The organism is Halohasta sp. A2 (genome assembly GCF_056175805.1).
The window spans coordinates 34465-61402 of the sequence record NZ_JAQFWV010000015.1; the positions used below are offsets into that span (position 1 = coordinate 34465).

32 protein-coding genes are annotated in these 26938 nt (G+C 61.0%); 21 read left to right on the forward strand and 11 right to left on the reverse strand.

Annotation, left to right across the window (positions count from 1 at the left end; genetic code table 11):
• Positions 1-17 precede the first annotated feature (17 nt).
• The 3 genes from lpdA to glmM all read left to right on the forward strand — a co-directional run bounded on the left by lpdA (position 18) and on the right by glmM (position 4007).
• Entirely contained in the window at positions 18-1433 is a 1416-nt protein-coding gene (lpdA, locus tag O2S87_RS06730; protein ID WP_475408032.1) for a dihydrolipoyl dehydrogenase, read from the forward strand.
• Positions 1434-1899: 466 nt separating this feature from the next.
• Positions 1900-2553 carry a hypothetical protein gene (locus tag O2S87_RS06735; RefSeq protein ID WP_475408033.1) on the forward strand — a complete coding sequence of 218 codons (654 nt, stop codon included), beginning with the start codon at positions 1900-1902 and terminating at the stop codon, positions 2551-2553.
• A gap of 89 nt (positions 2554-2642) precedes the next feature.
• A complete protein-coding gene (gene glmM / locus O2S87_RS06740; protein ID WP_475408034.1) occupies positions 2643-4007 on the forward strand; it encodes a phosphoglucosamine mutase in 1365 nt (454 codons plus the stop codon).
• A 14-nt stretch (positions 4008-4021) separates the two neighbouring features.
• Here the strand turns inward: glmM and O2S87_RS06745 are convergent, their stop codons facing one another.
• The 4 genes from O2S87_RS06745 to fer form a co-directional block, all read right to left on the reverse strand.
• Positions 4022-5212: a DUF7118 family protein gene (locus tag O2S87_RS06745; RefSeq protein ID WP_475408035.1), complete on the reverse strand. Its 1191-nt coding sequence runs from the start codon at positions 5210-5212 to the stop codon at positions 4022-4024.
• A gap of 1 nt (position 5213) precedes the next feature.
• Positions 5214-5594 carry a phosphoribosyl-AMP cyclohydrolase gene (hisI, locus tag O2S87_RS06750; protein WP_475408036.1) on the reverse strand — a complete coding sequence of 127 codons (381 nt, stop codon included), beginning with the start codon at positions 5592-5594 and terminating at the stop codon, positions 5214-5216.
• 55 nt (positions 5595-5649) lie between these two features.
• Positions 5650-6678: an A24 family peptidase gene (locus tag O2S87_RS06755; protein ID WP_475408037.1), complete on the reverse strand. Its 1029-nt coding sequence runs from the start codon at positions 6676-6678 to the stop codon at positions 5650-5652.
• Between the two features lie 128 nt (positions 6679-6806).
• A complete protein-coding gene (gene fer, locus O2S87_RS06760) occupies positions 6807-7196 on the reverse strand; it encodes a ferredoxin Fer (protein WP_475408038.1) in 390 nt (129 codons plus the stop codon).
• 177 nt (positions 7197-7373) lie between these two features.
• Between fer and O2S87_RS06765 the strand changes: the two genes are divergently transcribed.
• Positions 7374-8243 carry a CheF family chemotaxis protein gene (locus O2S87_RS06765; RefSeq protein WP_475408039.1) on the forward strand — a complete coding sequence of 290 codons (870 nt, stop codon included), beginning with the start codon at positions 7374-7376 and terminating at the stop codon, positions 8241-8243.
• A gap of 8 nt (positions 8244-8251) precedes the next feature.
• Here the strand turns inward: O2S87_RS06765 and radA are convergent, their stop codons facing one another.
• Positions 8252-9286, reverse strand: a complete 1035-nt coding sequence (gene radA, locus O2S87_RS06770) for a DNA repair and recombination protein RadA (protein WP_475408040.1) — start codon at positions 9284-9286, stop codon at positions 8252-8254.
• A 127-nt stretch (positions 9287-9413) separates the two neighbouring features.
• On the opposite strand from radA, the gene uvsE reads away from it, so the two are divergent.
• The 6 genes from uvsE to O2S87_RS06800 all read left to right on the forward strand — a co-directional run bounded on the left by uvsE (position 9414) and on the right by O2S87_RS06800 (position 14128).
• Entirely contained in the window at positions 9414-10385 is a 972-nt protein-coding gene (gene uvsE / locus O2S87_RS06775; RefSeq protein ID WP_475408041.1) for a UV DNA damage repair endonuclease UvsE, read from the forward strand.
• A gap of 42 nt (positions 10386-10427) precedes the next feature.
• Entirely contained in the window at positions 10428-10847 is a 420-nt protein-coding gene (locus O2S87_RS06780; protein ID WP_475408042.1) for a universal stress protein, read from the forward strand.
• Positions 10848-10907: 60 nt separating this feature from the next.
• Positions 10908-11651 (forward strand): tetratricopeptide repeat protein, encoded by a 744-nt coding sequence (locus tag O2S87_RS06785; protein ID WP_475408043.1) that lies wholly within the window; start codon positions 10908-10910, stop codon positions 11649-11651.
• Positions 11651-11950, forward strand: a complete 300-nt coding sequence (locus O2S87_RS06790; protein WP_475408044.1) for a DUF424 domain-containing protein — start codon at positions 11651-11653, stop codon at positions 11948-11950. The genes O2S87_RS06785 and O2S87_RS06790 overlap by 1 nt, the downstream gene beginning before the upstream one ends.
• A gap of 121 nt (positions 11951-12071) precedes the next feature.
• Entirely contained in the window at positions 12072-12743 is a 672-nt protein-coding gene (locus O2S87_RS06795) for a hypothetical protein (RefSeq protein WP_475408045.1), read from the forward strand.
• Between the two features lie 107 nt (positions 12744-12850).
• On the forward strand, positions 12851-14128 hold the full coding sequence (locus O2S87_RS06800) for an aminotransferase class V-fold PLP-dependent enzyme (protein WP_475408046.1): 1278 nt from the start codon (positions 12851-12853) through the stop codon (positions 14126-14128).
• 27 nt (positions 14129-14155) lie between these two features.
• Here O2S87_RS06800 and O2S87_RS06805 read toward each other — a convergent pair whose 3' ends face one another.
• Together O2S87_RS06805 and O2S87_RS06810 are read right to left on the reverse strand one after the other, a co-directional pair.
• Positions 14156-14569 (reverse strand): sensor histidine kinase, encoded by a 414-nt coding sequence (locus O2S87_RS06805; RefSeq protein ID WP_475408047.1) that lies wholly within the window; start codon positions 14567-14569, stop codon positions 14156-14158.
• On the reverse strand, positions 14566-15759 hold the full coding sequence (locus O2S87_RS06810; RefSeq protein WP_475408048.1) for a PDC sensor domain-containing protein: 1194 nt from the start codon (positions 15757-15759) through the stop codon (positions 14566-14568). Before O2S87_RS06810 ends, O2S87_RS06805 begins: the two co-directional genes overlap by 4 nt.
• A 138-nt stretch (positions 15760-15897) precedes the next feature.
• On the opposite strand from O2S87_RS06810, the gene O2S87_RS06815 reads away from it, so the two are divergent.
• From O2S87_RS06815 to O2S87_RS06825, 3 genes are read left to right on the forward strand one after another with little or no spacing between them, the layout of a single operon-like run.
• Entirely contained in the window at positions 15898-17007 is a 1110-nt protein-coding gene (locus O2S87_RS06815) for a S26 family signal peptidase (RefSeq protein WP_475408049.1), read from the forward strand.
• 39 nt (positions 17008-17046) lie between these two features.
• Positions 17047-17361 carry a DUF5305 family protein gene (locus tag O2S87_RS06820; protein WP_475408050.1) on the forward strand — a complete coding sequence of 105 codons (315 nt, stop codon included), beginning with the start codon at positions 17047-17049 and terminating at the stop codon, positions 17359-17361.
• Between the two features lie 36 nt (positions 17362-17397).
• Positions 17398-18075, forward strand: coding sequence for a DUF2391 domain-containing protein (locus O2S87_RS06825; protein ID WP_475408051.1), 678 nt, complete (start codon positions 17398-17400; stop codon positions 18073-18075).
• A gap of 200 nt (positions 18076-18275) precedes the next feature.
• Here the strand turns inward: O2S87_RS06825 and O2S87_RS06830 are convergent, their stop codons facing one another.
• Both O2S87_RS06830 and O2S87_RS06835 read right to left on the reverse strand, forming a co-directional pair.
• Positions 18276-18758, reverse strand: a complete 483-nt coding sequence (locus tag O2S87_RS06830) for a dihydrofolate reductase (protein ID WP_475408052.1) — start codon at positions 18756-18758, stop codon at positions 18276-18278.
• A 66-nt stretch (positions 18759-18824) separates the two neighbouring features.
• On the reverse strand, positions 18825-19109 hold the full coding sequence (locus O2S87_RS06835; RefSeq protein WP_475408053.1) for a helix-turn-helix domain-containing protein: 285 nt from the start codon (positions 19107-19109) through the stop codon (positions 18825-18827).
• Positions 19110-19254: 145 nt separating this feature from the next.
• On the opposite strand from O2S87_RS06835, the gene O2S87_RS06840 reads away from it, so the two are divergent.
• Complete coding sequence (locus O2S87_RS06840) at positions 19255-20280, forward strand: hypothetical protein (RefSeq protein WP_475408054.1); 1026 nt, start codon at positions 19255-19257, stop codon at positions 20278-20280.
• A 175-nt stretch (positions 20281-20455) separates the two neighbouring features.
• Here the strand turns inward: O2S87_RS06840 and O2S87_RS06845 are convergent, their stop codons facing one another.
• Together O2S87_RS06845 and O2S87_RS06850 are read right to left on the reverse strand one after the other, a co-directional pair.
• Positions 20456-21037: a 2Fe-2S iron-sulfur cluster-binding protein gene (locus O2S87_RS06845; RefSeq protein ID WP_475408055.1), complete on the reverse strand. Its 582-nt coding sequence runs from the start codon at positions 21035-21037 to the stop codon at positions 20456-20458.
• 84 nt (positions 21038-21121) lie between these two features.
• Positions 21122-22021 (reverse strand): decarboxylating 6-phosphogluconate dehydrogenase, encoded by a 900-nt coding sequence (locus O2S87_RS06850; protein WP_475408056.1) that lies wholly within the window; start codon positions 22019-22021, stop codon positions 21122-21124.
• Positions 22022-22187: 166 nt separating this feature from the next.
• Between O2S87_RS06850 and O2S87_RS06855 the strand changes: the two genes are divergently transcribed.
• From O2S87_RS06855 to O2S87_RS06885, 7 genes are all read left to right on the forward strand, one after another.
• The gene (locus tag O2S87_RS06855; protein WP_475408057.1) at positions 22188-22862 is read left to right on the forward strand and encodes a cupredoxin domain-containing protein; all 675 of its coding nucleotides are present in this window, start codon (positions 22188-22190) and stop codon (positions 22860-22862) included.
• Between the two features lie 85 nt (positions 22863-22947).
• Positions 22948-23337, forward strand: a complete 390-nt coding sequence (locus tag O2S87_RS06860) for a 30S ribosomal protein S6e (RefSeq protein WP_475408058.1) — start codon at positions 22948-22950, stop codon at positions 23335-23337.
• A 47-nt stretch (positions 23338-23384) separates the two neighbouring features.
• Positions 23385-23822, forward strand: a complete 438-nt coding sequence (locus O2S87_RS06865; RefSeq protein ID WP_475408059.1) for a DUF7112 family protein — start codon at positions 23385-23387, stop codon at positions 23820-23822.
• A 34-nt stretch (positions 23823-23856) separates the two neighbouring features.
• Positions 23857-24297 carry a DUF5807 family protein gene (locus O2S87_RS06870; protein ID WP_475408060.1) on the forward strand — a complete coding sequence of 147 codons (441 nt, stop codon included), beginning with the start codon at positions 23857-23859 and terminating at the stop codon, positions 24295-24297.
• Between the two features lie 405 nt (positions 24298-24702).
• Positions 24703-25062, forward strand: coding sequence for an SHOCT domain-containing protein (locus tag O2S87_RS06875; protein ID WP_475408061.1), 360 nt, complete (start codon positions 24703-24705; stop codon positions 25060-25062).
• Positions 25063-25070: 8 nt separating this feature from the next.
• A complete protein-coding gene (locus O2S87_RS06880; protein ID WP_475408062.1) occupies positions 25071-26465 on the forward strand; it encodes a permease in 1395 nt (464 codons plus the stop codon).
• 125 nt (positions 26466-26590) lie between these two features.
• Complete coding sequence (locus O2S87_RS06885) at positions 26591-26860, forward strand: hypothetical protein (protein WP_475408063.1); 270 nt, start codon at positions 26591-26593, stop codon at positions 26858-26860.
• Positions 26861-26938: the final 78 nt, after the last annotated feature.

Genomic DNA, 26938 nt, shown 5'->3' on the forward strand with positions numbered 1-26938 from the left:
CACACTGAACAGCGAGTATGGTCGACGCAGACACAGCAACCGAACTGGTAGTGATCGGTGCGGGGCCGGGCGGCTACGTGGCCGCCATCCGCGCTGCACAACACGATCTCGATGTCACGCTCATCGAAAAGAACGCCTTCGGCGGCACCTGTTTAAATACTGGCTGTATCCCCTCGAAAGCCTACATCACCGCCACAGATGTCGCTCACGAAGCCTCGAATGCCGAGATGATGGGCATCTCGGCGAACCCGGAGGTCGACCTCGGGGCGATGAACGAGTGGAAAAACGGCGTCGTCGACCAACTCACCGGCGGCGTCGAAAAGCTCTGCAAGGCAAACGGCGTCCGACTGGTCGAGGCCACTGCGCGGTTCGTCGACGACCACACCGTCGCAATCGAGGGTGGCGACGAACAGGACAGCGAGACCATCGCCTTCGAGAACGCGATCATTGCTACCGGTTCGCGGCCGATCGAAATTCCGAGCTTCACCTTCGCCGACGAGCCGGTCTGGAGTTCGACTGACGCGCTGGCGGCGACCGAGATCCCCGACCGACTAGTCGTCGTTGGTGGGGGGTACATCGGCATGGAGCTCTCGACGGTGTTCGCCAAACTCGGCACCGAGGTCACGGTCGTCGAGATGCTCGACGACATCCTGCCGACCTACGGCAGCGATGTGACCCGGATCATCCGGTCGCACGCAGAAGACCTCGGCATCGAGTTCAACTTCGGCGAAGGGGCCAGCGAGTGGACCGAAACCGACGACGGGATCGCGGTCACCAGCGAGACCGAAGACGGCGAACAGTCGACCTACGAGGCCGACAAGGTGCTCGTGGCCGTCGGCCGCGCCCCCGTCACCGACACGCTGGATCTCGACGCGGCGGGCGTCGAAACCACCGACCGCGGCATCGTGCCGACCGACGACCGGATGCGAACGAGCGTCGACCACATCCACGCGATCGGCGACGTGGCTGGTGATCCGATGCTGGCGCATACGGCCTCGAAAGAGGGGATTGTCGCTGCGGAAGTCATCGCTGGCGAACCGGCCGCGATGGACGTACAGGCAGTTCCCGCAGCCGTGTTCACCGATCCGGAGATCGCAACCGCGGGGATGACCGCCGAGGAAGCCGAGGAAGCGGGCTTCGAGCCAGTCGTCGGCGAGATGCCGTTCCGGGCCTCCGGGCGAGCGCTCACGACGGGCCACACCGACGGCTTCGTGAAGATCGTCGCCGACGAAGACAGCGGCTTCGTACTCGGTGGAAAGATCGTCGGCCCCGAAGCCTCCGAGCTGATCGCCGAAGTGACGCTTGCGATCGAACTCGGGGCGACGCTCGAAGACATCGGCGCAACGATCCACACCCACCCCACCCTCGCCGAGGCGGTGATGGAGGCCGCCGAGAACGCCGAGGGACAGGCGATTCACACGCTTAACCGGTGAGTAATGCCCATGTCGACCGACGAAGCTATCGGACCACCAGTGTAGACGACGCCTGTGAAACGACCGTCTCGCCGTTGCCCGTTGGCCCGTCCTGATCCTCGGTAGTCATTCTATGTGAATGTATTCGTGTGGTATATATCAACTTGCTGTCGCTCAATACCGGTCGTCAGTTGGTCCGAGACCCCTCCGTTTCATGTGGAGAGTATGAAAAGCTGAGGACTGCTGTTTGGCTGCTGTTCGAGACGAACCGGCGCGTCGACGCGGCCATCGACCGAGAGACCTTCTCGAAGAACCGGCCTACTGGGTACGTTCGACCCGTCTCGGTGTCTCGTTGGTTGGGTCGACAGTGAGCCAGCGTCGGCCAATCAGTCGACCAGGACCCCCTTTATTTCAACTGGAGAAACAGTAGTGTTTCCGTAACGTGGACGTCCGATGCGTTAATCGGGGTCGACGAGTAGCAACGGATATGAACGATCAGCCGCCGGACGAGCAGATCTCACCGCCGCCGACTGCTCGGCCAACAGCAAGAGACGCCGACGAGAATTCGAACGGTGGAGGTATGGACGCTGAAAAGCCCGAAGACACGATTGAACCGCCGACCCGATCGGCGAGAGTCGACACCACCGACTCAGAAGACCGACCTGTTCGGCCACCGGCGGCCGCCGGTGCGGACCGGTCTACTGAAGCGACACGACAGGTCGACCGACCGAAACCCGACAAAGACACCGTCGAGTCGAACTGGTGGTACTGGGTGGCGGCGATCCCGGTCTACGTCGCCGTCGGGTTCATTGCCGGAATCATCGCTGGCGGCCTGTTGCTGCTCGGTTTCATCGTCGACATCGGTGGCGGGATGGGCCTCGGCACCGGGGTGGTTGGCGTACTGATACTGCTCGGATCGCTCGCCTACGGAATCGTCGGCCTCGTGCTCTCGGTGTTGTTTCCGCTGGGCATTTATAAAGACGCGAAGGCAATCGAGGCCGCAACCACACCGTGGGAGCCGGATGCGGTGCTGTATCTGCTTGTTGCAGCCGCCTCAGTCCTGCTGACGGCGTTCACGGTGAGTTTCGTGGTTGCAGTATACTATCTCTACCGGCGACACGAAGTGGTAGGCGTTCCATAACTGGCTGGTTGGACGGGTCGAACCGATCGGGGAACCCCCGTTTGCGTGTGGTTCGGAACCACTATGAAGTAGCCGACAAACTCTGAGCTATGAAGGTATTCGGCTCCAGTGGCGCTCGGGGGGTCGCGGGGACCGACCTCACCCCCGAGTTCGTTCTCCGGGTGGCGCGGGCCGCGGGCACGGTCTGGGAAGCCGACCGGGCCGCGGTCGCCACCGACACCCGGACGACCGGTGGGCTGTTCGCCGATGCGACCGCCGCTGGGCTGGCGAGTGCTGGCCTCGACGTCGACCGACTCGGTACGGCACCGACACCCGCAGTCGGCCACTACTGCGAAACCCACGGGGTACCGGGCATCATGCTGACCGCATCGCACAATCCGCCGGAGTACAACGGCGTCAAACTCATCGGCAGCGACGGCGTCGAACTCACCGTCGACACCCTCGAGCGGATCGAACGCTACGTCCTGACCGAAGAGTTCCAGACCGCCGACTGGCGGTCGGTCGGTGAGACCACAGACGTAAGCGGCGTCAACGACAAGTACATCGACTCACTGCTCGGTGCGGTCGACCGCGAGAAAATCGCCGACGCCGAGTTGACCGTCGCCCTTGATCCGGGCCACGGTGCGGGAACGTTCGTCAGCCCGGAGTTCTACCGACGGCTGGGCTGTCGCGTCGTGACCGTCAACGCCCAGCCCGACGGCCACTTCCCCGGCCGGCTTCCCGAACCGGTGGCCGAAAACCTCACCGACCTCGGGCAACTCGTCCGGTCGACGAACGCCGATCTCGGCATTGCCCACGACGGTGATGCCGACCGATCGGTGTTCTTCGACGAAACGGGCCGGTATATCGACGGTGACGTCTCGCTGGCAGCGCTGGCCGAAAAGGTGCTTTCGGCGGGCGATTCGACCGTTGCGGCAGTCAACGTCTCCCAACGACTGGTCGACGTCTGTGACCGAGTCGGCGCGGAGTTGGAGCTGACGCCGATCGGCGCGACACACATCATTACCCGAATCAAAGAGCTGTGGGCCCAGGGGCAATCGATCCCGATCGCTGGCGAGGGCAACGGCGGGATCTTCTTTCCGAACCACCGGCTCGTCCGTGACGGCCCGTACATCGGTGCGAAGTTCCTCGAATACGTCGCCGAGCGACCCGCCAGCGAGATCGTCGAACCCTACCAGTCGTACCACAACAAACGGATCAACCTCACCTACGAGTCGGAAGGCGAACTGCAGAACATGCTTGCGGCGGCCAGAGCGTACGTCGAGTCGACCGATACCGTGCTGAACACGACTGATGGCTACCGACTGGAGTACGGCGACAGCTGGGTGTTGGTCCGACCGAGTGGCACCGAGCCCAAGGTTCGAATCACCGCAGAGGCGACGACTCCAGACCGAGCAACCGAACTCGCCGAACAGATGAAAACAGTGCTCGAAGCCCCCAACGATCCACAGTAGCGCACCCGTTCTTGCTAGTCGACCGCGTACGCATCGAGCGCCTCGTCGATCGCCTCACAGCCCGTTTCGACGGCCGCAAGTTCGGCCTCGATCTCGCCGGAAGCCAGCTTTTCGAACTCCTCGTCGTCGAGTTCCGCGTCTGCAACCGCGACTGCTCTGAGTCGGTCGTACTCGTCGCTTCGAGTAAGTCGCCAGAGCCGTCGACGGGCGGTCTCGATCGGCTCGCCGGTCTCAGACGCCGGGTCTCGATCGGCCGTCTGGCGAACCGAGTCGAGCCGACGAACGATCGGCGCGAGTTCGTCGAGGCGGGCCCGAAGCACCCCGGCCTCGGCGGGTGGCCAGCCGACCAACAAGGGTTCGGGACCCAGCCGGTCGAGATACGTCTGATGGACCGCGACATGGGTCCGTAATGCACCGGGATCGTCGACGTAGTGGTCGAGTTTCGACGGGGAGTAGTCGGCGTACTCCCGCAGGGTCGACAGCGGTTCGGTGCCCGCGGCTGCCGACTGAATGTACTCGTCGAGATCCCGTGGTGGCCGGTCGATGTCGATCAGCGGGCGGCTCGCGGCGGCCTCGACCAGATCGAACAGTTCGCGGGCACTCACCGTCGACCGGTACGTCTCGAACGCCTCGCGGACGGCCGTATTGTACGCCTCACGCGGCTCACCGAGCGGATCGAGCGAAACGTCGAGATCGACAGAGCCGAGTGTCTGAATTTGTCTGAGACGGTCAGCCTCGTCGACGAGGGCGTCGTACCGGTCGACGGCCTGTTTTCGAGCCCGCCGAACGGCCTCGACCGCCGACTCGCGTGAGTCGAGGAGGTCGACGGCCTCGGCTGCGGAGTCGATCTGTTCGCGGGCGTAGGCGAAATCCGACTCGTTGAGCCGGCGTTTGTCCATTCGGTCACCTGCACGCTCGAACTCCTCGGCAGCCAGCGTCGAGTCGGCGAGCCCCTTCGTGAGCCGCATGAACTTGTTTTGAAACGTGAGGTACGCGCCGTAGTCACCAGTGCCGGTCGCACTGTCCTCGTAGCTATCGAGTAGCCGGTGGGCGTTCCGGTAGGCGTCCGCAGCGGCCTCGACGTTTTCTGTGCCATAGTCGTCGATCTCGGCGTTGATCGCCTGAAGGCGGTCATATGTGGCTTCGAGCTCCGCGACCGTCTCGGCTGCCGGTGTCGAGGCGGCCGCCGTAGCGGCGTCGGCCATACTACTCGTATACGTCGTCCGGATGGAAGACGGTTTCGCCGACCTCGTGGCTATCGATGGTCCGGTAGAAACAGCTTTCATGGCCCGTATGGCAGGCACCACCGGTCTGATCGACGAGGTAGAGGAGGGAATCCGCATCGCAATCGACCCGAACCTCCTCGATTGTTTGAACGTGGCCGCTGGTGGCTCCCTTCTTCCAGAGTTCGTCACGGCTTCGCGAGTAGTAGTGGGCGAGGCCAGTCTCGACAGTCGCTTCGAGCGCCTCGGGTGAAACGTAGGCGACCATGAGCACGTCTTTGGAGTCGACGTCCTGTGCGACCGCGGGGACGAGCCCGTCGTCGCCGAAGTCGACCTCAACCTTGATTTCGGTTTGATCAGTCATCGATTCCGACAACGGGAAGCCACCCAATAGGGCTTTCTCGTTAGTTGGCAAGTAGTTACAAAAGACCGAGCCAGCCGAACAGCCCGAACAGCAGATCGCCGTAACTGAAGGCGACGACGAGCCCGATGAACATGGGGACGACGAACGGGAGGCCTGGTGAGACCCAGAGCTTCGGTCGGTCAATCGACGACAGCAGTTCAAGCGCATCCCGCAGTCCGTCGGGCGTCGAGCCGTAGGCGGTTCCGTCGATTTCGCTGAAAAACCGCTCGGCAGCCCACGGATCGTCGACCGATTCGGAAGTCCCATCGTCGACGGACTCGGTGCGGTCGCTGTCGGCTTCGACGACCGGCTGCTCGACGCCACCGTCTGTCCGTGGGCCGACGTGCGTGCCGCCGTCTGTCGGCTCGTAGGTCTCGTCGACGGTCGTGGGATGACGGTAGGCCGCCGGGTCGGTCCGTAGCGCCGCCAGCGTGGTACCACGCCACCGGAGATACATCCGCAGGGCGTCGAGATCGAGGCCCTTTCGCGAAAGTCCGTCGACGGTTTCGAACAGCTTGCCGTGACGATCGACCAACGAGTCGACGCTCACGGGGCGAGCGAAGAACATCGCTTTGGGCTCAATGTGGCCCCCAACGAGGTTCCTGAGCGCCAACACCAGCGGGACGACCGCAGCAACCAACACCGTGTTGGTCAGCACGGTCAACGAGAAGACGCCGATCGGTGTCTCAACGAGCGGTAGCGTGAGGCTACCGAGGGTGTAGGTCGGGAACGTCGGCAGGAGGATTGCCAGCGTGATCAGTGCCTTGGCGTCGGCACCACCAAACCCACCAAGCCACCAGAAGGCGTAGCCTAACGGGGCGATAAAAAACAGGCTCACACCGACTTGGATGAGGAACAGTCGACCCGAGAACGACCCGAACGGGGCCAGTTGGATGGCGTCCCAAGCGAGCAACACGATTCCAAGCACCGCGAGCGGCGGCCAGAGGCGATTGGGGAGTCGACGTGTGTTGATGTCCTGCCACGCCGCCCACGCGAACACCGGTAGGACGACGAGCCGGAGCAGATCAGATCCCGAAGCGATCATTGTTTCATCACGGAACGTCAGGACAGATAGGTGTTTAGGTGTCGACGGTCGAAACGGGCGGTTACTCGATCGAGCACGAGCGCCGTCGCTAGTCAGTGTACAAAAAATACGGAATTGCTGTGCCGCGTTTAAATAACGCGGTTCTGGAGGTAGTCGAGGTGTTTCGCGTTGTAGACGATCTTGACCTCGTCTGCAGCAGGGCTTCCGATGCAGGTGAGTCGGACGTTCTTTTCGTCGACTTCCTCGTCGGAGAGGATCTGCTGCATATCCATGTCGATGTCGCCTTCTTTGACGATGGCGGCACAGTTCGCACAGGCACCGGCGCGGCACGAGAAGGGCCAGTCGTAGCCCTGTGCCTCGGCGGCTTCGAGAATGTACTCGCCTTCGTTGACCTCAAGCGAGCCGTAATCCTCGTCGCCGAGGCCAGCGTCTGCGGCGTTATCGAAGAGATCGTCGTCGTCGATCTCCCAGCCTTCGTCGTCGAGTACCTCGTAGTTTAGGTAAGTTACCGTGGGCATCAGTCCATGATTCGATACCCATCCCATTAGAGTTTGCTGTTTCGTCATTCGGGCGACCAAAAAATAATCGGATTGTACGGTCTCAAAAACCACAGAACTCGGGCGGATTGCAACCGACTCCCACCGGTCGACTCCGGCGCGAAACAGTCAAGAGGGCACAACAAACAAGGAGAGACAATGAGCGAGACAGTGGTGGCGGATTTCGTCGGCCGGTTTCACACCGCGGACGTCGAGTCGGCCGAGCCCGTCAGCGGGCGCATCCTGTTGAGCCACAAGCGATTGGTCCTCGCGACCGGCGATTTCAGAACGACGATCGCCCTCTCGAGCGTTATCGATACGAACATCGGGACGGTCCCACCTGCACTCGCGGAGTTCTTCAACGACACCGTCACGATCGCCTACGCCGACGGCGATGACAAGAAAACCGCGATTATCGAAGCCAAAGGCCAAAACGTCGAGCGGTTCAAAACTGTCTTTTTCAAGGTACTGCTCAACGGCCAGACGGTGGTCGTCAAACACCCCGCCAAACGAGGTGGACGGGTCACTGACGCCGCGGACCGAAAGATGAAGCTCAAACTCAGCGAAGGAAGCCTCCGACTCCGGGGCAAGGGCTCGAACTTCACGATCGATCTCGGCTCGGTCACAAGCTTCAGCCGCGAAAAACGTGAGCTGGGCCGAAAAGTCCGACCCACGCTCTCGGTCGACCATGCATCCAAGGGAACGACGCTCACCACGCTCATCACGCTGCCCAACAATCGGAAACTCAATCTGTTGGGACGGTTCCTCAAGCTCGAATACAGCGAGCTGATGGAGGAGGTTGCCGATCTCACGTTCACCGAAGAACAGATCGAAGCGCTGGTCACCCTGTACAGCGCCGACGGCCGCGCGCAGCTGAGCGAGCTGCTGACCGGCGATGTGAACGAGACGACCATTATTCTCGACCAACTCCGCGAGAAAGAACTCATTCAGGACGTCGACGGGGCGATGCAGTTGACCGCTAAAGGCCAGGTCGTCGTCTCCGATCACATCGAAGACGTCAACATGTAACCGGCGGGCTACTCGGGCTTCAGGCCGCCGCCTTCGACACGCAAGATCGCCTCGCCATCGGCGAGGTTCGGCGCGTCGACCAGCCGAAAGACGCGTTTGGTCCCTTTCGAGTTGCGGAGATACACCCGAACCGTCGAGGCGTGGCCGAGGATGTTGCCGCCGACGGGTTTGGTCGGATCGCCGAAGTAGGAGTCGGGATTACTCTGGACCTGGTTCATGACGAGAATCGCCGCATTGTGGAGACTGCCGATTCGCAGCAGGTCGTGGATGTGACGATTGAGCTTCTGCTGGCGCGGGGCGAGTTCGCCCCGACCGACGTACTCGGCGCGGAAGTGAGCGGTCAACGAATCGTAGACAACGAGCCGAACCGGCCGGTCGTCCTCGGCATATTCGGTGGCCAAATCGGCCGCCGTTTTCGCCAACAGCATCTGGTGGTCGGAGTTGAACGCACGCGCGACGTGGATGTACTGCAGGAAGTCGTCGACCAGCGCGTCCATCGCCTCGGCGTCGTCTGGCGTCCCCTCGATCTCGCGGCGGTCGAGTTCGGCTTGGAGGATTTCGGAATCGAGACCCCGGACCATGTCGTCGATCCGCTCGGGTCGGAAGGCGTCCTCGGTGTCGACCAGGATCGCGCGACCCGCGAGGCCGCCGTGTTCCTGGTCGAGTTGGACGTTGACCGCCAGCTGGTGGCTGATCTGGGATTTGCCGACGCCGAAGCCACCGTAGACCTCAGTCATCGACTGGGTTTCGACGCCGCCGCCGAGTAGCTCGTCGACCGCAGGCACACCCGTCGAGAGCTTGCCGATCTCGTTGCGGCGTTCCAAGACGGTCGAGCCACTCTCGAAGCCGCCGACGTCCGCCGCTTCGCGGGCGGCTGCAATAATGTCCGCGGCGGTTCCCTGGCCGACATCCGCGGCGTCGGCCAACTCGCGCGGGCTCGATACGGCCAGTCCGTTGTACGAATCGAAACCCGCCTCGCTGAGTTTGTCTGCGGTCGCCGGACCAACGCCGGGAAGCCCCTCGATATCTGACTGTGTGGCCATTGTACTGGCTACTCTCTGCGAGGGCATAAACCATCGTTAACAGCGCGGTGAAAGTGAAATCTGTGTGCGAAACCCTCACACTGAACGGAACACATACAGCCACGGATCACCTCCGTTCGGTCGTACTGTGTCGACTTCTTCGAGGCGGAACGAGACGCCGAAAAAGCGGACACTCAGTCCGCAGTTCGGCTATGCAGCGCTCAACCGGACGCTCCGCGAGCAGGACGTCCGAACGAACCGTGGCATGCGCAAGTCGACGTTCGAGGATCGTGGCCTCGACTACGCAGGCGAACTCGCCGAATCGAACTGCCGTGGGCTCCGCCGAATCATCGAATGGAACGTCGACCACGACATCGGGTTTTATCGTATCTCTTCGGATCTGCTTCCGTGGTACAGCCAGTACGACCTCGCCGAGCTCCCGAACAGCGAGACCGTCTTGGCTCTCCTCAGTGAGGTGGGCAAGCTGGCCGACGAACACGATCTGCGGCTGACGTTCCACCCCGACCATTTCGTCAAACTTGCCAGCCCCACCGAGTCGGTCGTCGACAATTCCATCCGTGATCTCGAATGTCACGGCGACCTGATGGATGCGATGGAACTCCCGCGAAGCCCGTACAATTCGATCAATGTCCATATCGGCGCTCACTATAGTGACAAAGCGGAGACGGCAGTGCGGTTCCGCGAGGCGGTCGACCGTCTCTCACCGGCCGTTAGGGACCGACTAACGGTGGAGAACGACGACAAAAAGTCGCTGTGGAGCGTGCCCGAACTCGTTGAGTCGGTGTTCGACGAGATCGGCCTGCCAATCGTCTACGACGAACTCCACCACCAGTTCACCGACCGAGGCCTCAGCTACCGCAAAGCGCTGGAACTGGCCGTCGACACGTGGCCCGACGACGTGCGACCGATCATCCACTACAGCGAGTCGCGGCGGCTCCACGAGGCTGACCCGTCGATCTCACCGCAGAACCACTCGGACTACGTGGCAGGACCGATCCAGACGTTCGAACACGATGTCGACGTGATGATCGAGGCGAAAATGAAAGAACAGGCCGTCTTACGATATCGTAAAAATCACAGTGACGAGTCGTCTGGCTGAGACGGCGAGACATGTTATCAGGGTCGACCGCGTAATCGAGGTATGGTCTCTCGTGTTTTGGTACCCATGGACGGCTCAGAGATGGCCGAGAAAGCCCTCGAATTCGTATTGGACTCATACCCAACTGCTGAGATCACGGTTCTCCACGTCGCTGGCGTCTCTACACCCTTTTTGGGTGAGATCGCAGGGCTCGCACTCGCCGACGACTTCGAGGACGCGGTCGAGGCCGACGCTGAACCGATTTTCGAGTGGGCCCGTGAACTGGCCGCCGAGAAGGGGATCGAGATCAATACGGTGGTCGCCGTCGGGATGCCGGCGCGGGCGATCGTCGACCGCGCAGCCGACTACGATATCGTCGTTATCGGGAGCCACGGCCGAGAGCTCGGTGTGCGGCTGTTGCTCGGCAACGTTGCCGAGACGGTGACGCGCCGGTCACCGGTCCCAGTGTTGGTCGTCCGGTGATCGGCCGTCAGCTCACCGCGCCGACGCAACCCTTACCCGAGATGGCTCCCAAACTCCCCTATGACAGACGACTCAGAGCGGCGATCCCACAGCTTTTCGGAGGGACAAGGGGTCGACGACGACTACGAGGAGTTCACGCTCGATCCGCCCGAGCTCTCGGTCGATCCGACGAAAGTCGATCCAGTCGACTCACACGTGCTCACGGACATCCTTGACAAACACAATATCTCATCCGATCAGGTAGATGTCGACGAACTCGTCGACGTCGGTCTCTCGTATATGCAGATCAACCGGTTCGAGGAGGCCACCGAGGCCTTCGAGCGCGCCGCACGGTTCGCCGACGAAGAGTCGCTACAAGCCCAGGAGGCGTGGGTGAACAAGGGCGTGGCCCACGGCCAACTCGAAGAGTACGACGAGGCGATCGGCGCCTACCGCGAGGCGCTCCGGATCGACGACGACTCCGAACACGCCGCGACCGCCGAAACGAATCTCGCCTACGCGCTCTGGGAGTTCGGCCAGACCGAAGAGGCGCTCGACCACGCCGAACGCGCCGTCGAGATCGACCCGCGATTCCCTCAGGCGTGGTACAATCGCGGCTTTTTCCTCGCCGAACGCGGCCTCTACGAGGAGGCGGTCAACGCCTTCGACAACGCCCTCCGGCTGGGAATGCGGAACGCCGATATACTCGAACAGAAGGCGCTGGCGCTCGACGAACTCGGCGAGCAAGAAGCCGCCCAAGCGGCTATCGAACAGGCTGACGAACTCCGGGCCGCAGCCGAAGAGGAGCTCCGCGAGGAGTTCTGATGTTGCTCCGCGAGCGCGAGACGCCCGAAGGACTCCTCGTCTCAGTCTGCGACAACGACTGCCTCGGCGAGACGTTCGTCGACGAGCCCGTGCGCCTCGAGGTCAAACCCGAGTTTTACGGCGGCGAGGAGGCGATTGACGCGGACGAAACTGCCGTAATCGACGGACTCACACGCGCTGATGTCGCCAACATCGTCGGCGAGCAGGCGGTTTCGGTCGCTATCGAAGCTGGGCTCGTCGACCAATCGCGTGTGCTCGAAGTCGACGGAACCCTGCACGCTCAACTGCTCTGGATGTAAGCAGAGATTGTTGATCGTCGACCCACTGATTAATTTGTTATCGCTTGTCAGGCTCGATAGAGTAATTCGCCGAGAACTGACGGTGCATAGTTATAGGGCCACTGCGGTGGAGGTAGTTGGTATGTACCGACGTGGTATCCTGCGGCTACTCGGTGTTTTATTCGGAACCGCTGGAGGGACCACGACGGTCAGTGGACGGCCACCAACGCAGTCGACACGGACCGAACCCGCAGAGACGAATAACCACGACACAGCGACTCACCGATTCACGGGGAATGGACCGGAACGAACCGACTGGTTTCAGCTGGACGACGGAATACTGACCGTCGACGTTACTCACGACGGCGAGTCGGCATTCCGTCTCGAACTCGGTGGCTCAGAGCAAGCGACCGAAAGTCGAGTGGTGGTGTCGGAACAGGGCGCAGTCGAGGGTGGGCGAGTGCTCACGACCACCGACGACGCATACGTGTTCGAGGTGACTGCCGACGGCGCTTGGGGCGTCGACTGCGCACAGCCCACCGCCACGGAAACCAACGCCGAGTCACCACCGTACACCGACAGTGGAGAGGGTGTCGGCTACACCGGCCCCGTCTCGCTGAGTGAACAAGCCACATTCACGGCCACCCACGAGGGAAGCGAGTCGTTCAGTGTCCAGGCCCGAACTGCGGCTGGAGACAGTCACAGTCTGTTCGAAAAAACCGGGACCGTCGAGGAGTCGACCACAGCCCAGATCGACGAGGTGGCGTGGTTCGATGTCGACGCTGACGGCGAGTGGACGCTCGACATACACTGACCCAACACCGTCGAGAGCACCAGCAACAGCCGAATGAAACCGAATACCGTTTCATCGAGGTCGAGAGACCGAAGACGTGTTAGCCCCCGAGTGCCTGTATCGAACCAATGAGTACGCAGGAAGCCTATCCAATCGATGTCGAGGCGATTCGGGCGGATTTCCCGATTCTCGCCCGAACGGTCGGCGGTGACGTCACCACCCCCGGCGAGGGGCCAGACGACACGGAGCCGCTGGTGTATCTCGACAACGGTGCAACGAGCCAGACACCGAAACAGGTCGTCGAGAAAATAGTCGACTACTACTACGGCTACAACGCAAACGTCCACCGCGGCATCCACCAACTCAGCCAGGAAGCCTCGGTCGCCTACGAACAGGCCCACGACCGCGTAGCTGAGTTTATCAACGCCGCGGGCCGCGAGGAGATCGTCTTCACCAAGAACACCACCGAGTCGATGAACCTCGTCGCCTACGCGTGGGGGGTGGCCGAACTCGGCGCAGGTGATTCGGTCGTCACCACGCAGATGGAACACCATGCTTCGCTCGTGACCTGGCAGCAGATCTGTAAGCGAACCGGTGCGGAGATCCGATTCATCGAGATCGACGAGGAGGGTCGACTTAACATGGACCATGCCGCCGAGTTGATCGACGAGTCGACGAAGATGGTGTCGCTGGTCCACGTCTCGAACACCCTCGGGACAATTAACCCAGTGGCCGAAATCACCGAGATGGCCCACGAAGTCGGTGCCTACTCGTTCGTCGACGGCGCACAGGCAGTGCCTACCCGCCCGGTCGACGTCCAAGCGATTGACGCCGACTTCTACGCCTTTTCGGGCCACAAAATGCTCGGCCCGACGGGAATCGGCGTGCTGTATGGGAAAGAAGAGATCCTCGACTCGATGCAGCCTTATTTGTACGGCGGCGATATGATCCGGAAAGTCACCTACGAGGAGTCAACGTGGGAGAATCTGCCGTGGAAGTTCGAGGCCGGGACGCCGAGTATCGCCCAGGCGATCGGCCTGCACGCGGCGATCGACTACCTCGACGAGATCGGGATGGAGAACGTCCAAGCCCACGAGGAGCTGCTGGCGGAATATGCCTACGATCAGCTCTCCGAGCACGACGATATCGAGATTTACGGGCCGCCGGGCGACGACCGTGGCGGTCTGGTCGCGTTCAACGTCGACGGCGTCCACGCCCACGACCTATCGAGTATTCTGAACGACTACGCCGTGGCGATTCGGGCTGGCGATCACTGTACCCAGCCGCTTCACGACACCCTCGGTGCGGCAGCCTCCGCACGAGCGTCATTCTACATTTATAACACCCGTGAGGAAGTCGACGCGCTCGTCGATGCGGTCGACAGTGCTCGTCAACTGTTCGGGTAGTCTCTTAGTATAAAAATAGGCGGTGGGTTACGAGCCACCGTCGGCGATCGGGAGCATGATTTCGAGCGTGGTTCCGCACTGTGTTTCGAGAATCGAGAGTGTTCCGCCGTGGCGGCGGACGACCCAGTTGACCAGCCAGAGGCCGAGACCGCTGCTGTGCTGGAGCGGGGTGATCTCGGCCGTGCCGGTGACGATAGCGACTTCCTCTGGATGAATGCCCGGACCGTTGTCGGCGATCCGGAGACAAACCGTCTCGCCACTCCTTTTGACAGTGATTCGCGCAACTGGATCAGCACCGGCGTGTGTGGCAACATTAGCCAACAGCTCATCGATGGCGAACGAGAGTGTCTCGCTGCCACGGGCTCGGAGTTCGTTGGGCGCGTCGAGCGTTACTGAGAGCGCCGGATAGCTGTCGGTTGCCTGCTCGATGCAGTCGGTCACGAGGGCCACCAACTCGATCGATTGGCCCTCAGAGCGGCGGGGTTGATCAGCCTTTCAGTAAGCCGAACACGGTCGGCAACAGAGAGGACGGCCGATATCGCCCGTTCGACCGTTTCAGCCCGTCGACGCGTTTGTGAGCTCGAAGCCTCGCGTTTGATGTCGCTGGTGTGGCCGGCTGCGACGTTGAGCTCGTTTCGGAGGTTGTGTCGGAGAAATCGGTTGAGAACGAGCAACATCTGCTCGCGGCGCGCAAGTGTCGTCGAAAGGCGGTCAAGTGCGCCCCCAATCGCCTCCCACTCGGCCGCACCACTGAACTCAATGTCGTCGTCGTAGGTTCGGGCTTCGATGTTATCGATCCGCCGGTGAAGCCGCTCTGTGTGACGGATTTCGGTCTGATAGATCCAGATGCCGAAGCCGCTGATCGTACCGATGAGCAGCACTGACACGAGAAGTTGGACCCCACCGAGTCGGCGAAGGTTCTGTTCGATCATCGCATCCCTGTAATGACTGGTTACTACCCAGTCGGTCGACGACAGCGAGGCGGAGTCGGTGACGCTGCCGTCGAAATCGTCAGCGTTTGAATACAGCACGGTCTCGTCGGCCGAAACGACGATTCCGACCTCATCATCGGTTTCACTGATCGGATCGAACAGTTCGGTCTCCGTCAGATCAAACGAGGCCGTGAGCACACCGACGACAGTCCCGTTTTCGACCAGCGGCGTGCTGATGACGACGATCTGGTTGCCCGTTTCGGCCTCGAACGGTTCGCTTCGGTACGTCTCGCCTGCGAGTGCGCGTCGAACGTACTGGCGGTCGTCGAACGACCTGCCGATGACGTCGGCCCGACTGTCGGCGTCGACACCAGCGATCTCAACCATCCGTCCGTCAGCGTCGGCGACCGAGGCCCCACTAAACTCCGACTCGTTGACAAACGTTGACAGCGCTGCTCGCTGGCTCGGATCACCGTGTGCACTGAACACGGAGTTTTCAGCGGCGAGTTCAAGGCTCTGTTGTTGGCCCTCAAGTCGGCTGTCGAGGAACGCTGCAGCCTGTTGTGCGTTGTGTTCGTTGGTTGTCTCGACGTCGGACCGGAGATCGGTCCGATAACTGTCGAAGGTCACCACGAGAACACCAACCGTGATCACCGTGACGAGAATAAACACAAAGAGAAACCGGGTTTTGATTTTCATTCCATCAGTTCAGTCGTATGACAAGTAATTCGCGATCCAAGATGATAAATGAGATGGGCGCTGCCAGCGGGAACGAGGCGACCGATTCTCGTGGTAGTCGACGCCTACTAAAGAGTGGAGCCTCGGTAGCGCCCTCCAATGTCAACAGGAGATACTATCGGGAAGGTGATTCTATTTGTTGGGGTGTTGGTTTCGTACGTCGAAACCGAGAGTATGTCCCCGACGATCGAGCCCGGCGATGGGTTCGTTCCGGTTCCGACACAGGTCTCAGGACCGATCGACGAAGGAGATGTCGTCGTTTTCGACGCCCAGAATCTGGAGGGTGACGGACTCACAACCCACCGTGTTGTCGACGAAACCGACGAGGGGTACATCACACAGGGAGACGGCAACCCGTTCGTCGACCAAGACAACGAGGAGCCACCAGTCCAAGACGCCCAGATCGTCGCCAAAGCCCTCGAGTTCAACAGCGGAGTCGTCGTTATTCCGGAGTTCGGCACCGGCGTTGAAGCCATCCAGTTCGGGTTCGAAACGGTACAACAACGGATTGGAGCCCTGCTCGGAGCAGGGTCGATGGTCGACTCGCAATCGGTCGCTACCGCCGTGTTTCTCACAACACTCGTCTGGTTTGGTGTCAGCGAGCATCGAGAGAGACAGACGACCACACGCGAGCGCGATCGTTCACGGGAGACGGGAACGAACGCCCGACTCATCGTCGCGGGCTGTGCCGCAATTCTCGTAGTGACCGCCACAGCCGCGATGGTCGTCCCGGCTGGCACCCACAGCTACGGCGTCGTGAGTGCGAGTTTCGACTCTGATAACCCGACAGTGATCCCGCAGGGCGAATCGGAAACAGTGCCGTATCCTGTCGAGAACCACGGCATCGTCCCGACGGTTTCGTATCTCGAACCCACGAGCAAGGGGGTCGACATCGAACCCGAGACGACTGCTGTTAGTCCACTCAACCAGACCAATGCGACAGTGAGGCTCTCTGCACCAGAGGAAACGGGCTACTACCAGCGGTATCTCGTCGAACACGGGTATCTCGCCGTGCTTCCGTCACCACTACTCAGCGGACTGCATGCGATCCATCCGTGGGCACCCATCGTCGTCATCGATCTGCTCGTCGGTGGTGGATTTTATCTACTCGGTCGTCACCTACTCGGCAGCGGTCGACTACGCGACCGGTCACGACCCAACAAAAAGAGCCTCACATCCCGGTTGAAACGCCTAGTAGTAGGTGACTAATAGGAAGTAGGAATGTAATAACTAACGTTTAAACTCAGTATGTTCGACGATTGGATCTCACGGATCGAACTTCCGCCGGAGGCGTTCGAACTTCCGCGGCCAACGGCAACCTCGTTGTCGGCACTGATCGACCTCGCGATCGACACCGACAACAGCGTGATCGAGGATCCCGACGAGGAGGTGTTTTACGTTCGTCACGACGGCTATCTCTACGAATACCGACCGCCTTCTGAGATAGTCAGCCGAACCGAATCCACAGAGACGGATCACGCGTCGACGGTGGATGGCGACGACGAGGAGCAATCACCGAGTTCGCCGGACGGTCTCGACTCCGACGACCAAACGCCAAACTGACGACAAACTTTATTCACGGATGCGTGTTGGTCGGCTATGGGCACCGATGGGTCTCGGGACGAGAGCGTCGACATTCATGATCTCTACGAACAGTTGGAGGAGCTCGAGGCGACCATAAACACCCCCGAACAGCATCAAGAACTCCGTGAGACGAAACACCTCATCGGACGGTTGCCCGGCAGTGAGTTCCTCGACGACCACATCGGCAAGTACACCACCCGAGATATCGGCGAGGCGTTCGTCGGGAGCATTATCTTCGCACTCCCGTTGCTGGTCGAAGACGGTGTGTTCGTGATTGCCGATCACTTTCTCACAGTGTCGGTCGCTGGAATCCCGATCTATCTCGTCGCCCACGTGCTGTTCGTCATCGCGCTGACAACCGGTCTTATATACGCAGTCGACTTCCGCGACGTCAGGATCGTCAATCCGATCTTCGGGCTCGTCCCCCGTCGGCTAACCGGCGCGCTCGTGGTCTCGTTCGTGACGACCGCCGGGATGATGGTTCTGTGGGGGCGAATGGATATCGGCGAGCCAACACCGATCGTGATGATTGCGCGGATTTCCGTGATCTGGGCGGCTGCCGCGATTGGCGCGTCATTGGGAGATATCCTTCCCGGCGAGAGCAAAGGGACAGACCTCACCTTTGGGAACCTCGACGAACTGGTCGACAGAGGCGAACCAGATGCGAACAGAGGCGTGGACGACCACGAGTAGTCAGTGGCTACCGGACGAATAAGAACTGTCTACCCGTGTCGAGGGCGTATCCTGCAGATGGAGATCCGGTGTACCGGTCGACTGGCTCAGGCGAAACCGGCCCCATGGGCCCACCAGTACGAGTCAAACCGTCGTTGTAGAATCAACGGACGATCGCATCGAGAACAGTAATACAGGCTCGAACGGTGGCTCCACGAACACTACTCGCCAACGCGAACCCACTCTTGTAATCGAAAGCGGTCGTAGACGGTCTCGGATTCGAGCCTCCACTGATCGCCATCCCACGCTGGATAGACGGTGTCACCCTCGTACTCGCCAGGGATGCGGCTCAACACCATTCGGTCGACGACGGGCTGAAACAGCCGGTAGATCGCGCCACCACCGATAACGTACGCCCGCTCTGCGCCGAGTGAGTCAGCGATTTCGACCGCCTCGTCGACGGTTTCGGCGTGGAACGCCGTCTCGACGTCGAACGACTGTTGGGACCGACTAAGAACGATCTGGTGGCTTCCGGGCAGATCCTCACGCATCGAATCGAACGTCACTCGCCCGAGAATGACGGGCGCGTCGGCGATCCGCTCTCGATACTGCTGTTTGTCGGCCGGAATGCTGGGCCACGGTAGTTCACCGTCGTCGCCGATCACACGGTTTTCGGCGAGCGCGGCCACAGAAACGAGTTCCATTACTGTCGTAGTCGGGCTCCGAGCCCAAATCGGTTGTCACCACAGTCGTCGAACACCGACGCTGGCTCACGCCGAGACAATCGACTCAACGCGCTCGGCGTCGTCGGCCGCCTCCCGGTGAGCGCTCGAAAGCGAGTAGAGCCGCTTGCGGGCATCCTTAATATATAGTTCTTTGTCGACTACGCCCTCGTCTTCGAGCGTAGCCAGTGCATACCGGACGGTGCGCGACGGCAACAGCGAGTGCGAGGCGATCTGGCCCTGGGTCAGCGGCCCCTCGTATTCGAGGGTTTTGTAAACGAGTTTCGCACTCGGCGGAACCGACTGAAGCGTCGACTGAAGCAAATCGTTCATCGGTCGGGATTTGGGCGATCAGGTATAAACCCTTGCGCGGTTGTGCATTCCACTCGACAACCAGCACTGATCGAACCAAACTGAATCGGTCAGCGAGTGGTTGAATCGTCACAAAAGGTTTAGTATCTACTGACCACTATCCGTTATGTATCGTCGTCAGTTTCTCACCGCGAGCGCGACCGGCACGCTTGGCTGTCTTTGCGGCTGTACGGCAGTCGATCTGCCCCAGATAGATGGCCGCCATCCGTTTGCTGACTCGACGGTCGGCGTTCGCGTCGAGAATCAGGGGACAACTGATCACGACATCAACGCGAACGCCCGCGAGGCACTCGATTTCTGGGCGGCCGAAAGCCGCCAGTACACCGACTTCGACATCGAGTTCGAACTCGTCGACGAGCGGCCCGATATCGTCATGGCCTACGTCGACAGCCCCGAACAGTGCAGCGACGTCGAAAACTACAGCAAGGACGTGTTGGGCTGTGCACCGCTGATCCGCCCCGAGAACCGCATCGAACGGCCGGTCACTGCCTACGTCGTCGCTGCTGATCGCCCGTTCGGCTCGGTTCGAACGACCGCCCAACACGAGATCGGCCACATTCTCGGGGTGGGCCACGACGACGAGCCCCGCGAGATCATGTCGAACGACCCCGCAGACCGCATCCTACGCTACGAGGTTCGAATAGACATCTGGGAGACGACGCTCAGCGGGTACGAACAGTCGTCGACGGGAGCCAGCCATCTCAACGATGGGATCGAGCAGTGGAACGACGACCGGTCCGATGAGGCGATCAACACGTTCCGAGAGGCACAACGCGCGTTCGACGACGCCCGCGCCACGTTCGAGAGCGCGATCGACCGAGCAGTCGATCTCGAAAGCGACCCGCCGCTGGAGACGGTCGACTACGCCACGCTCGACGACGCGCTCGACCGACTTCGCAGACAGGTGAGCGCCGCGGGCGACGTGGCCGCCACGATGGTCGACGCCAGCGAGGCCGACGAAGAGGGCGACGACACAACAGCCCAACGGCTGGTAGAGGAGGCAATCGACCAGCTCGAAACGTACCGCGCGATCAGCCCGCCGGAGAGTCGCCAGATCGCTATCGCGCTCGGCTTGGTGCGTGGCTTCGACCGCCAAGACAGTGGCGAAGAGATCGGTGAAGACGGTCTCTAAGACGTCGACTGTGTGAGGAAAATCAAAGGAAGAGAACGAACGGATTCGAATACGACGGACTGACCGATGGTAAGCGATGAAAGAACGGTCGTGTGGTGATCAGTGAGACCGAACAGTCTGGTAACAGAGAAACCAGGGTGTCGACGGGCGAGTGCAAGCGTTCGAGCGAGCGCTGCTATGGTGCTTCGTTGGTTTCGAGCGTGAAATCGTCGATTGGGTAGGCGACACAAGTCAACATATACCCCTCCTCCATTTCGGCTTCGGTGAACGTTTCCTGCTCGTAGTGGATCACGTGGTCTTCGGCTGGCCCATCGGGAGTGTGCGCCGCACACGAAACACACTGGCCCTGTCGACAGGCATACGGGAGATCGAAGCCTTCGTCTTCGGCCTTATCGAGGATCGTCTCGTTGCTGGCGACCTCGATGGTCTCGCCCTCTTTGGCGAGTTCGATCTCGTGGTACTCGACCTCGTCTTCGGGCATATCGGCCGGGCTCTGGGATTCTTCTTCGGCCTCTTCGAGTTCGCCGCTCTCTTCGCCGCCCGCCTCACCGACGGCGGCGACTGCGCCACCACCGCCACCGATCGCGCGGTTCATCGGCTCGGGGAAGCTCGTCTCGGGAACGGTGGCCGCCCGCCGCTCAAGAATCTCCTGAGAGATGTCGGCGTTCGACTGCCAGCCCGTACCCCTAATAAAGTGGAGAATGACGAATATGAGCGTCAGACTGCCAGCGATACTGATCGCCACTAAGTCAACCATGCTCGGGGCTACGGAATCGGGGGTTAATTAAGTTACGAGGTTCGCTTTCGCCAGCCGACGCGACGAGCTACCGACTGAGTCAGCTTACTCCTCGCGCCGAGCGACCGCGTGTCGACCGAAGCCGTAGCGAAGCCGGTTGGCCAGCCGCCGCGAGAACCGCCCCTCGTTCCGGCTGTCGAACCGCTCGGCGAGCGCCTGGTAGATCAGGGGCACGGGAACTTCCTGTTCGAGCGCTTCCTCGACGGTCCACGTCCCGGTCGACCCCCCGGCAATGTAGTCGTCGACGTCGCCGAGATCCGAGCCCTCCTGCTCAAAGGCCTCCTCGCAGAGTTCGAGGAGCCACGACCGAATCACCGCGCCGTTGTTCCACGTGCGGGCGACCGTTTCGAGATCCAAGTCGTAGCGGCCGTCGGCCAGCAGTTCGAACCCCTCGCCGTAGGCCTGCATCAACGCGTACTCGACGCCGTTGTGGACCATCTTGACGTAGTGGCCCGATCCCGATGGCCCCATCCGGTCGTGGCCCGCTGGGCCGGTCGCCACGGCGTCGAACACGGGAACGAGTTCCTCGTAGGCCCACGCGGGGCCGCCGATCATTAGCGAAAAGCCTTCCTCTGCGCTCGCGGGACCGCCGCTGGTCCCGCAGTCGAGGTAGGCCGCCGAACACGCTTCGGCACGATCGAGCGAGCGCTCGAAGTGGGAGTTGCCGCCGTCGACCACCACGTCCTCCTCATCAAGGTGGGGATCGAGATCCTCCAGGGTGGCGTCGACCGGCTTTCCGGCAGGCACCATCAGCCAGATGCGTTTCTCGTCGCCGAGTGTGTCGGCGAGATCAGCGACCGACTCTGCGGGCGTTGCACCCGCCTCGGCGGCCGACGCGACCGCCTCGTCGTTGAGATCGAAGGCGACCACCTCGTGGCTGGCTTCGAGTGATCGATCGACGACGATGCGGCCCATCCGTCCCAGACCAATGACGCCCAGTTGCATACCGACCCGGAGAGAGTGCGGTGACCTATGCGTTATGATTCCCTTAGAGGGTAGCCACTGGTCGACTCGGGATCGAACGCGACGCCATATATAAACAGAACGACGGTTCCCACCGCGTGAGAACAAGCAGTGTCGGCTATATTACCCGGTCGTAGGTGGGTCGTACATGGATCTGATAGACCCCATAACCGGGCACTTAGAGATATCACGGCGGAGGGCAGTTCTCGCTGGGATCGCGGGGCTCTCCGGGCTTGCGGGCTGGACGTCAGGATGGGGAGACAACAGCCCGTTTGACGATGTGCGTGATGACGAGGCCGACGAGAACGCTGGCTCGGTCGGCCAGTCGATTGGAATGGACGATGGACCGGGCGACGACGGCGGCGATGGAGGTGGCGAGAGCGGTGGCGCGAATCGGAGCGACGCGGTCGTCAGTCAGGTCGACCTGACCGAACGCGACGGCCGAGTGACGCTCAGACTGGGGGCATACGAGCGCATTATCGCCGACACCAACATGAGCGACGGCGATTCGACCGGCCAGTCGGCCTGGCGCGTCGACGGGTCGATCGCCGCACGCAGCGGCGTTTCCTTCCGGGCACGAGAGGGAAACACCCTCGAGGTGACGCTCCAGAACCCGACACCGATCCCCTACAGCCTCTCGATTCGAACCGATGAGGGCGACGGGAGCGCCCTGAGCACCGACGAACGGGGCGTGACGGTGTATGCAGGGAGCGTCGAAACGCTCGTTATCGATGACGTCGCACAGGGAGAGTACAACTACGAACTCACCGCGAACACTAGCATCGTCGACTCGCTCACCGGTCGGCTGTTAGTCGACAGCTAACACCCGACGACAGAGCCGTTTTGGTTGATAGGTGTCCGAACCTGCTTTCGACGTGCTTTTCATGGCCCATCCAGAGAGTTGACGTATGGCAGATTTCACAGTCGTCGTCGCAGACCCTGCAGACGGGTCGAGCTATCAGCGGGACGTAGACGGACAGGACGCGAACCGATTCGTCGGCCGAGAACTCGGCGACGAGGTCGACGGGGCCGCAGTCGGCCTCGATGGCTACACGCTCGAACTCACCGGTGGCTCGGACGAAACCGGTCGACCGATGCGCGAAGATGTCGCTGGCTCGACCGTCAAAGAACTGCTGCTGACCGGTGGCGTTGGCTACGAACCAAGCCGTGACGGCGAGCGCAAGCGCATCACCGTCCGTGGCCGAACCGTCTCGAACGAGACCGCCCAGATCAACGCGAAAATCGTCGACAGCGACGACGGCGTTGCCGAGGCCTTCGGCGAAAGCGACGACGAGTAACCACAGCGACCGACGCGTTTTCGGTGGTCGAACCCGTTTGACCGCCAATGAGTAGCCGTCTTCCGAGCGACAGTGACGCCATCGATTCTTCCCGCGCCGAACTCATCCGACTCGGGAGTGCCCGTCGACAGGGCATTCGCCTCCCAGATCCAGCGAGCGACTCGCTTGCGGTCGACGACGTGATTCGACTCGTGTTTGACGACACCGAACACTACGCGCAGGTCGCCGCAGACACACAGGGGCTGGTGATCCGTGGAGCCTACGACAACAAACGGTTGGCCCGGTCAACTGGTGAGGGCGAGAACCGACTCACCGAGTGGCTCCGCCAACTCGGCCGGGAGTCGGGCAACAGCGTCGTGTTCGATACGGTCGTCGAGGGCGAACAGTACGGCCTGCGTGCGCCGGGCAAACGGGCCATTTATACGGTCAAACAGGGGCCTCGGGACTCGCTGTCCTCGATTGCCGAATCCCTTGGCGACGAGTAATCATTCATATACGGATGGCGACCAGAGAGGGAGTATGGAGAAGCTGGAGGCCTATCTCGCGGGCGACCGACTCGACGATGTCGCAATCTACGTCAACGACACATACCTGACCGACAACCACATCCTCCCGACCGAGGGCGACGACGTCGACACCGGCGTCGTCCTCGTAGTGCCGGGCGACGAGGGGAGGGCAGCGTTCTCACAGGCGACAGGCGTCGACCCGATGAAGTTCGCTGGCGGCGCGATGGACAGGCAAGGCCACATCGAGTCGGATCTCGACGGGGGCGTCTGTCCCGAGGTCGACGATGACGAGGAAAGCGAAGACCACCTGGTCGAATTCATCTTTTCGTTCGCCGAGGCGCAAAACGAGGAGGTTGGCGGCATGTACGCCGAAGGCGACGTAATCCACGCCTACGCCCACTGTGCCTGTGGCGTGAATTTCAGCCAGAAGTGGCTTGCCGGAAGTCGAGAGTAGGTCGCACGACTGCGAGTGTCGACCTTTGTCAGCCCGCTTTCCTACACCCAGGTCTTGCTCGGCTCGCGCGGATGATGGTGCTGAACTGTCCCCCTGTGAGGCTCAACCATCGTTTTGACAGACAGAGTCGTGACTGTGAGATTTGTGAATGAATGATTGAATGAATGTGTCCGAGCGTGGTTGAGTTCACCTTCAGATGCAAACACCGATCAGGTGTCGGAACCGGACGGGAGCCACCATTGAGAGTCGTGTTCGCACAGGTAATCAATTACACAATGACAACAGAGATTGTATTCTAAGGTTTTGATGGGCAGCAACCTTGGTATCGTAAGAGAAACAGTATTGAATCATACACCCGTCTCTCTAGAGTGGGTTCGCGTCTTGACGCGACTCTGGGACACTATCATGGCTACCAATACAACAGATCGGAACCTTATCTGGATCGTCCTCGCACTCGTCGCTGCCCTCGTCATCGTCCCTATGTTCGGGATGATGGGGACCGGGTCGATGATGGGTGGGATGTGGGGTACCGGTATGTGGGGCGCAGATGGAGCCTCCGGCTGGATGCTCGTCATCGGCGTGGGGATGCAACTCCTCTTGCTCGCCGTCCTCGTCGGGGCCATCTACCTCGGCTATCGAGCGGTGACCACGCAGGATAAGTCGTCTGACCCCGCCGTTGCTGAGCTTCAGGCCGCTTACGCACGCGGCGACCTGAGCGACGACGAGTACGAACGGCGGCGCGAGCGCCTCGAAACCGAACGGTAACACCGATCATGGTGTCGACACTGGGACCAGCGGTGATCGAAGCCCTCCGGATCGGGGTCGGATTCCTCTGGACGGCGGCGTGGGCGATCATCATGGGGTTGGTGATCACCAGTCTCGTCCAGGTCTACGTCTCGAAAGAGCGAATGGCAAACGTGCTCGGAGACGGCGACCTGGCCGGTGTCACAAAGGCCACGCTGTTCGGCGCGGCCAGCAGCGGCTGTAGCTTCGGTGCGGTCGCCATTGGGAAGGGACTGTTCAAGAAGGGTGCCCACGTCGTGGCCTTCCTCGCGTTCATGTTCGCGTCGACGAACCTCATCGTCGAACTCGGGTTGATGATCCTCATTTTGCTCGGCTGGGAGTTCCTCGTCGCCGAGTTGCTCGGTGGCCTGATTCTCATCGCGATCATGGCGGTTCTCGTCCACCTGACGCTTCCGGAAACCCTCTTCGAGGAGGTCCGTGCCGAACTGAATCAGCGAGACCACGATCACGGTATCTCGGAGGACCCGACCTGCGGGATGGAGGGGAAAGACGAGTATTCGCTCGTCACGGACGGCGGCGAGACCCTGACGTTCTGCTCAGAGGGGTGCATGGAGACCTACCAGCAGCAGGCGGCCAGCAGCGGTAGCTGGAGAGACGAACTCCAGTCGTGGGGCGGTTGGTACAAGGTCGCAAACCAGTACCGAAAGGAGTGGTCGATGCTCTACACGGACGTGATCGCGGGCTTCCTGATTTCTGGGTTCGTTATCGTGTTCGTCCCGCAGTGGGTCTGGAACACGCTGTTTTTCCAGGGTGACGGGGTGCTGGTGAGCGCTGAGAACGCGGTCATGGGCGTGGCCATCGCCGTCATCAGCTTCGTCGGGAGCATGGGAAACGTCCCGTTTGCCGTCGCGCTCTGGGGTGGCGGTGTGAGCTTCGCCGGGGTCATCGCCTTCGTCTACGCCGATCTCATCACGATCCCCGTGCTGAACGTCTACCGGAAGTACTACGGCTGGCGTGTAATGGGGTACATCCTCGGGGTGTTTTTCGTGACGATGGCGTTCACGGGCTTTCTCATGGAGCAGTTGTTCGACGCGCTGGGAATCGTTCCCGATCTCGCCGGAGGCATGACCGCGAGCGAGCAGACCTACTTTGAGATCAACTACACGTTCTACCTCAACGTGATCGCGTTCGCACTCTCGGGATTCCTCCTCTACGTCTACCGGCGCGGTCTGGGAGCACCCGGAGAGTACCGCGATCCGGTCTGTGGGATGCGGACCGACGACCAGGGTCCGAGTGTGTCCCACGAGGAGACGACGTACTATTTCTGCTCGAAGACCTGCAAGCAAACGTTCGAAAGAGACCCGACGGAGTTTGCCGATCAACGCCTGAAAATACCAAGCCACGATCACGACCATGGACATTAATGACCGCAACGTAACTCATCCACGATGACGGATGTCAGCATCGGAACGGTAATCCACAATTGTCTCACCCGTCGCGCTCAAATTGACGCTATGAGCTGTCAGATCTCGAAACAGGGGGTCATCATATGAACCGTCGACGAGCAGATATCGTCGTTGGTGTGCTCGTCGGATTCGTCCTCTTGGTCGGCGGGGCACTCAGCTGGCGGGCTGCTGGACAGCGTCGCGCCGTCGAACAGTCGACCGGGTCAATGATGGAGTCGACTATGGGGGCGATGCACGGACCAGATCCACTCTGGTACGTGGCTGGAACTCTTCTGGTCGCAGGCGTTCTCGGTGTCGTCTACTACCTAGCACTACTTCTGGGGTTAATCCGGCAAGCTGATTGCCACGGCTGAAGAAAGAGAGCAATGAAAGAACTTGCACACGACCACGGAGATGCCGCAGGGTTTCTCAGAAGGTATCAAGCGTGTTTC